Annotated in this window: 8 protein-coding genes; 5 read left to right on the top strand and 3 right to left on the bottom strand. The window is 69.4% G+C overall.

Annotated features, from left to right (window positions below; translation table 11 throughout):
• Window positions 1–223 (top strand): SIP domain-containing protein (locus JZ791_RS32785; protein WP_216899809.1); only part of this gene is annotated, 223 nt, incomplete at its 5' end.
• A gap of 25 nt (window positions 224–248) precedes the next feature.
• Here JZ791_RS32785 and JZ791_RS32780 read toward each other — a convergent pair.
• From JZ791_RS32780 to JZ791_RS32770, 3 genes are read right to left on the bottom strand one after another with little or no spacing between them, the layout of a single operon-like run.
• The gene (locus JZ791_RS32780) at window positions 249–1106 is read right to left on the bottom strand and encodes an LLM class flavin-dependent oxidoreductase (RefSeq protein WP_216899808.1); all 858 of its coding nucleotides are present in this window, start codon (window positions 1104–1106) and stop codon (window positions 249–251) included.
• A gap of 11 nt (window positions 1107–1117) precedes the next feature.
• Window positions 1118–1954: a mycofactocin-coupled SDR family oxidoreductase gene (locus JZ791_RS32775; RefSeq protein WP_308163216.1), complete on the bottom strand. Its 837-nt coding sequence runs from the start codon at window positions 1952–1954 to the stop codon at window positions 1118–1120.
• Between the two features lie 48 nt (window positions 1955–2002).
• Window positions 2003–2584: a TetR family transcriptional regulator gene (locus tag JZ791_RS32770; protein WP_216899807.1), complete on the bottom strand. Its 582-nt coding sequence runs from the start codon at window positions 2582–2584 to the stop codon at window positions 2003–2005.
• A gap of 108 nt (window positions 2585–2692) precedes the next feature.
• Here JZ791_RS32770 and JZ791_RS32765 point away from each other — a divergent pair, with 108 nt between their 5' ends.
• The 4 genes from JZ791_RS32765 to alc all read left to right on the top strand — a co-directional run bounded on the left by JZ791_RS32765 (window position 2693) and on the right by alc (window position 6583).
• The gene (locus tag JZ791_RS32765; protein WP_216899806.1) at window positions 2693–3448 is read left to right on the top strand and encodes an SDR family NAD(P)-dependent oxidoreductase; all 756 of its coding nucleotides are present in this window, start codon (window positions 2693–2695) and stop codon (window positions 3446–3448) included.
• 122 nt (window positions 3449–3570) lie between these two features.
• Entirely contained in the window at window positions 3571–4311 is a 741-nt protein-coding gene (locus tag JZ791_RS32760; RefSeq protein ID WP_216899814.1) for an aspartate/glutamate racemase family protein, read from the top strand.
• Window positions 4308–5516, top strand: coding sequence for a DUF6986 family protein (locus JZ791_RS32755; protein WP_216899805.1), 1209 nt, complete (start codon window positions 4308–4310; stop codon window positions 5514–5516). The genes JZ791_RS32760 and JZ791_RS32755 overlap by 4 nt, the downstream gene beginning before the upstream one ends.
• The gene (gene alc, locus JZ791_RS32750; RefSeq protein WP_308163215.1) at window positions 5513–6583 is read left to right on the top strand and encodes an allantoicase; all 1071 of its coding nucleotides are present in this window, start codon (window positions 5513–5515) and stop codon (window positions 6581–6583) included. Before JZ791_RS32755 ends, alc begins: the two co-directional genes overlap by 4 nt.
• Window positions 6584–6633: the final 50 nt, after the last annotated feature.

Raw genomic sequence — 6633 nt, 5'->3', positions numbered from 1 at the left:
GTCCCACCCCCTGCGCGGCGCCGACACCGCCGCCGCCTCGCAAACTCTCCTGTCGGCCGTCCGCGACCTGGACCTTCCACCGACCCCCGGCCGGGCATACCTGGCGGGCGAGGCCAGAACCATCCAGCTCATCACCAAACACCTTGTCCAAGAACGTGACTGGCCCCGGCGCGCTATCCGCACAAAGCCCTTCTGGACCCCCGGCAAACGCGGCATGGACTGACGGTCCGATGGCACTGTCGCCGGTATCAGGACGCGGGCCGGAATTCCGCGATGACCGTCGCGCCGAATTCGGCCAGCGTGCGCGGGGCGGCGAAATCCGCGAACCACACGTAGAAGCGCTCGACGCCCTGCCGTGACAGCGCGGCGAAATGCTCGATCACCTGTGCGGCGTCACCGACCACCAGGCCGTCACCGAGGTAGCCGAAGCGCCGGACACTGTGTGCGCGAACCTGTTCGGTGTCAGCGCCCCGGCCGACGAAGCCGACCATGTGCTGGGTGGAGATCCGCGCCGAACCGATCTGCGCTCGCAGATCCGGGAGCCGATCCAGCTGCACCACAGGCAGATTCCACCACGTCGCATGCTCGCGGACGAGTTCCAGCATCGGCGCGCTCGAACCGCCGAGCACGATCGGAATCGGTGTGCTCGGTCGGGGAACCTGTACGAGCCCATCGGTTTCCGGTTCGCTCCAATATCCGCGCAGTTGTTCGAGAGTGTGCCGCAGGCGCTCCCGCCGGGCCGCCGCGGCGTCCCGCGTGACGCCGAAGCCGGTCAGCTCGCGCGGCACCGACCCGCTTCCGAGCCCGAGCTCGAACCGTCCGCCGGAGGCCTCGTGCAGTGTCACAGCCTGTTTGGCCAGCACCGCCGGATGCCGAAAGGCGTCGCACAGCACCAGATGCCCGATCCGCAGCCGCTCGGTGCGCGCGGCCACCCAGGCCGCCACCGTCATCGCCTCCCAGATCGGCTGCTGCTCGGCACCCGGTGCGATCAGGTGATCGATGAACGCCACACCGTCGAATCCGCTGTCCTGCGCAGCGCGGGCGCGATCGGCGATCTCGGGCACGCCGAGCCTGATCTGGGGCAGGAACAGGAACCACTCGGTCATCTACGCTCGCCTCACAGGGCCAGACCGCCGTCCACCGCGACCGTCGCGCCGGTCATCGCGCTACTGTCGGGACTGGCGAGAAAGGCCAGCACCGCGGCGATTTCGGCGGGTTCGAGCAGCCGTCCGACCGGCTGCTGGCCGCCGAACCGCCCGGCGTCGGGCAGGCTGTAGAGGCGGGCGGTCTCGGCGAGGATCTCGGTGTCGGTCGAGCCGGGGCTCACCGCGTTGGCGGTGACCCCGGTACCGCCCAGCTCCGCGCCGAGCGATCGGATCAGTCCCGCTACACCGGCTTTCGCGGCACAGTAGGCCGCCAGCTGCGGCAGCCCCTTGGTCGCCGCGGCCGAGGCGACCGCCAGGAATCTGCCCGACCTGGGTTCCGGGCGGGCCAGCAGCGCGGGGATCGCCGCGCGGGCGGTGTTGATCACGCCGCCCAGGCAGACGTCCAGGACGGCCCGCTCCTGTTCGATCGGCATATCCCACAGCGGAACTCCGCCGGCGATGACTCCGGCCGCGGCGATCGCGGCGTCGAGCCCGCCCCACGCGTCGATCGCCTCGGCGACCGCGGCGCGCATCGCCGCCGGATCGCGCACATCGGCCACGAACGGCCGCACCGCGCCCACCCGGCTGACCCGGCTGCTAGCCTCGGCGGCCAGGGCCACCAGCTCACGCTTGCTTCCCATCGCGTACGGCAGCGCCGGATCCTCGCCGGCGATGTCCACCGCGAGCACCGACCATCCGCGGTCGGCCAGCTCCAGCACCGTCGCCGCGCCGATCCCTCGTGCCGCTCCGGTCACCAGCGCCACCCGCCGATGCTCACCGGAGATCGCTCTACCCTGCGGACGTACCACGGGTCCGCCTCCTCGTGAACGGAAATATGATTCTCTTCTGAGGATAACTTAATTCTGATCTTCGGCACCGGGTACCCTTCCCATGCCCCGCCACAGCAGCTGCCAGGCCCGGCGACCGGCCGCAGGTCGCGCCGCGGCATCGGTGGCGCGGAGCAGCCCGGACAGCATCGACATCACCAACACCAGATCCTCGATGGTGATATCGCGGCGGATCGTGCCCGCCGCACCGGCCTGGGCGAGCTTGTCCGCCAGCAGCCGCCGCACTCGCCCGCTCACCTCGGCAAGACGTGGATCGGCCGCATCGGCCGGATCGAGCATCACGATGAACGCGATCGAGGCGATGAGCTGATCGACGATGACCGCCAGCACCGCCGCGAGGGTCGCGTCGGGCGCCGCGGCCAACTCCTCGAGCTCGGCGATGTTCTCCCCGAAGACCGCCAGGGCGACGCTCTCGCGATTCGGGAAGTGGCGATACAGGCTCCCCTGCCCCACACCCGCGCGCCGGGAGATCAGATTCATCGGCGCATCGAAGCCCCGCTCGGCGAATACCTCGCGAGCCGCCGCGACGAGCGCGGCCCTGTTCTCCGCCGCAGCCCGTGGACCTCGGTTGACTCGATGCCCCTCCGTCATGCAGAGTAGACTACCGGACAATGGTGTCCGGTACTGGTTGGAGGATTCAGCTATTGGACAGCACACGATGTCCCGATCCGAAACCAGACCTCATACCGAGGAGCACACGTGAACGCTGAATTCGAGAACAAAGTCGCACTGATCACCGGCGCCGGATCCGGCATCGGCCGGGCCATGGCCATCGCCTTCGCGCAGCAGGGCGCCAAGGTCGTCGTCGCCGACCTGGACACCGAGAACGCGGAGAAGACGACCGCGGAGATCGGCGAGGCCGCGATCGGGCTGTCGGTCGACATCTCCGACGAGGCCGCCGTGGATCGCCTCGTCGCACAGTCGCTCGACGCCTTCGGCCGCATCGACGTGCTCTGCAACAACGCCGGAATCATGGACGATATGGCGCTGCCCGCCGACACCTCGACCGACATGTGGGACCGGGTGCTGCGGGTGAACCTCAGCGGCACATTCCTGGTCACCCGGGCGGTGCTGCCGCAGATGCTCACCCAGGGCGCGGGCGCGATCGTCAACACCGCCTCGGAAGCCGGAATCCGCGGCGGCGCGGCGGGCGTCGCCTACACCGCGTCCAAACACGGCGTGATCGGCCTGACCAAGAACGTGGCCTGGGCGTACGCGAAGGAGGGCATCCGCTGCAACGCGATCCTGCCCGGCCCCACCCTCACCGGAATCGCCGGCCCGACCCCGAACTTCGACCCCGCCGGCTCCGCCCGCCTGCAACCGGTACTGGCGCTCCCCGCATCCCTGGCCGAACCCCACCAGATGGCCTCGGTCGCGGTCTTCCTCGCCTCCGAGGCCGCATCCTTCGTCAACGGCGCGATCGTTCCCGTCGACGCCGCATGGTCGGCCGCCTGATCCGGCGGAAGATATACAATTCTTGCAACAATCAGGCAACACCGGCTCGGTAGCCTCGCGGAGGCAGCAGCCCGCGACGCGGGATGAATCGATCGGGAGTGCGACCTTTGATGAAGAACTCCGTGCGAATTCGGGTCGTCAACCCCAACACGACCGCCTCGATGACCACACTCATCGATGACTGCGCCCGCGCCGTCGCCGGGCCCGGCACCCTGGTGGAGTCGGTGACCTCGGCGATGGGTCCGGCCTCGATCGAGAGCCATTACGACGAGGCGCTCGCCGTCCCCGGGCTGCTCGCCGAGATCGCCCGCGGCGAGCGCGAGGGCGTCGACGGGTACGTCATCGCCTGCTTCGGCGATCCCGGCCTGTACGCCGCGCGGGAGCTGGCGCGGGGTCCGGTGATCGGAATCGCCGAGGCGGCCATGCACGCCGCGTCCCATCTCGGTCGCGGCTTCAGCGTCGTCACCACGCTGACCCGCACCGCCGGGCAGGCCGCGGATCTCGCCGAACGTTATGGTCTGCAACGGTTCTGCCGAGGTGTGCACGGCACCGATATCCCGGTGCTCGAACTCGAGGACCCCAAGGTGCGCGGAGTCATCGCGCAGGCCTGCCGCGACGCGGTGGCCGACGACGACTCCGAGGCGATCGTGCTGGGCTGCGCGGGCATGGCGGATCTGTGCGAGTACCTGACCGAGCAGGTGGGGGTGCCGGTCGTCGACGGGGTCGCGGCGGCCACACTGACGGTGCAGTCCCTGCTCACCCTGGGACTGCGCAAATCGGGGCGGGGCGAATTCGCCGCCCCCGGGCCCAAGCATTACACCGGACTGCTGGCCGAGTTCGGTACCGAAGGAGCTGAGCGATGAATCTGCCGGATGCCCTGCTGCACGGCATCGGCGAGCGCCTGCGCGCGGTCGACGACGAGCTGAACCGGCGTTATCCGGGCGACCGTCCCGGTCAGCCGATCCACACGGCGTACGTCTGCGCCGCCGAAGCCACCAAGGACCTGCCGCACGAATGGGGCACGGCCGCAGCGGATCTGGCCGATCGACACACCGAGATGCTGACCGAGCTGGCGGGCTCGGACGTGGTGTCGCGAATGCGGGACACGCTGGCGCAGCGACCGATTCAGGATCTGCGACTGGATTTCGAGGACGGCTACGGCACCCGCGGCGACCAGGTCGAGGACCGCGATGCCACCCGCGCGGGCGAGGTGCTCGCCGCGCTCCCGGACACGGTGTTCTCCCGGGGCATTCGAACCAAGGGATTGGCCGGCGGCGAATTCGAGCGGGCGATCCACACACTGGAGCGCGTGCTCGACGGCGCGGGCGGGGTGCCGGACGGATTCGTGTTCACCGTGCCGAAACTGCGCGCGGTCGAACAGGTCGACATCGCTGTGCAGGTCTGCGAGGCGCTCGAGTCCGCACACGGATTGCCCTCGGGCGCACTGCGTTTCGAATTGCAGATCGAGAGCCCGCAGGCCGTGATCGCCGCCGACGGCAGCGCGACGGTGGCGACGGCCATCGCCCACTCCGCCGGGCGCTGCACCGGATTGCATTACGGCACTTACGATTACAGCGCCGCCTGCGGAATCTCCCCGCAGTTCCAGTCGCTGGAGCATCCGGTCGCCGACCATGCCAAAGCGGTCATGCAGGCCGCCGCGGCGCAGACCGGGGTCTGGGTGTGCGACGGGTCGACCCAGGTGCTGCCCGTGGGCATCGAGGCCCCTGCGGCGTTGCGCCGGCACTTCCGCCTGGTCACCCGGTCGCTCGAGCGCGGCTACTACCAGGGCTGGGATATGCATCCGGGCCATCTGCTGACGCGCTGGCTCGCGACGTTCTGCTTCTTCCGGGGCGCGCTCGCCAGCGCGGCCCCGCGCATCGACCGCTATCTGCAGCGACAGGGCGGCGCGGTCGTGGACGAACCGGCGACCGCGCAGGCCCTCGCCACGGTGGTACTGCGCGGACTGGAATGCGGCGCCTTCGAACCCGAGGACATCACGGAGCTGGCGCCGGCCGCCGACGTCGAGGTGTTACATCAGTTGCGAGAAAGGAAGTTGCCGACGCTGTGAGTAGCGCTACCGATTTCACCCTGCTCCCCGATCTGGCGGTGCGCACCCTCGGCGGTGCGGTGATCTGGGCCGACGACGAGTCGTTCGCGGAAAAGGAGAACCTGATTCGCCCGGAAGCCTCGACGTATCAGCCTGCCACGTTCGGGCACAAGGGCCAGGTGTACGACGGTTGGGAGACCCGGCGGCGACGTCGTCCACACGGCGGCGCCCCCGCGTCCGAGGACTGTGACACCGCCATCGTGCGCCTGGGGGTACCCGGCGTGGTGCGCGGGGCGATCGTGGACACCGCATGGTTCAAGGGAAACTACCCACCCGAGGTATCGGTGGAAGCCATTGCGGTACAAGGCTATCCGTCCGCCGCGGGTATCGCCGCACTGGAGGGCTGGACCCCCTTGGTCGCGCGCTCGAAAATCGCCGGGGACAGCGAGAATCCGTTCCCGGTCGACTCCGAGCAGCGCTTCACCCACGTGCGGCTGCGCATCTACCCGGACGGCGGGGTGGCCCGGCTGCGCGTGCACGGCCTGGCGAAACCCGATCTGCGCTGGCTGGATTCGGGCCCGTTCGATCTGGCCGCGCTGGAGAACGGCGGCCGGGTGGCGGACTGCTCGAACCGTTTCTACTCGCATCCGCAGAACCTGCTCATGCCGGGACGGGCGCGAATGATGGGCGATGGCTGGGAGACCGCGCGGCGGCGTGACGCCGACAACGACTGGGTACAGGTGCGATTGACCGGCGAGGGTGTGCTGCGCATGGTCGAGATCGACACCTCGTACTTCCTGTCCAACAGTCCGGGCGCTGCGGCGCTGACCGGTATCCGCGCCGACGGCACCGAGGTGCAACTGCTGCCGCGCACGGATCTCCAGCCCGATACCCGGCACCGCTTTGCGCTCGAGGTGACCGAGCCGGTCGTGCAGGCACGCCTGGACGTGTACCCCGATGGGGGTTTCGCGCGACTGCGGCTGTTCGGCACGCTCACCTCCGCCGCCCGCGACCAGCTGCGCGCCGAGGACGTTCTCGGTCCCGAGGTCGATCTCGCGGCGGACGAATTATACGACGGCACAGAGTAATTCCTGCGCTTGGCCAGGACGGCGGTACCAGGCGACGGCAGAATAATCAG

The organism is Nocardia alni, from assembly GCF_019038435.1.
Lineage (GTDB): Bacteria > Actinomycetota > Actinomycetes > Mycobacteriales > Mycobacteriaceae > Nocardia > Nocardia alni.
This window is presented reverse-complemented; position numbering and strand designations above follow the sequence as displayed.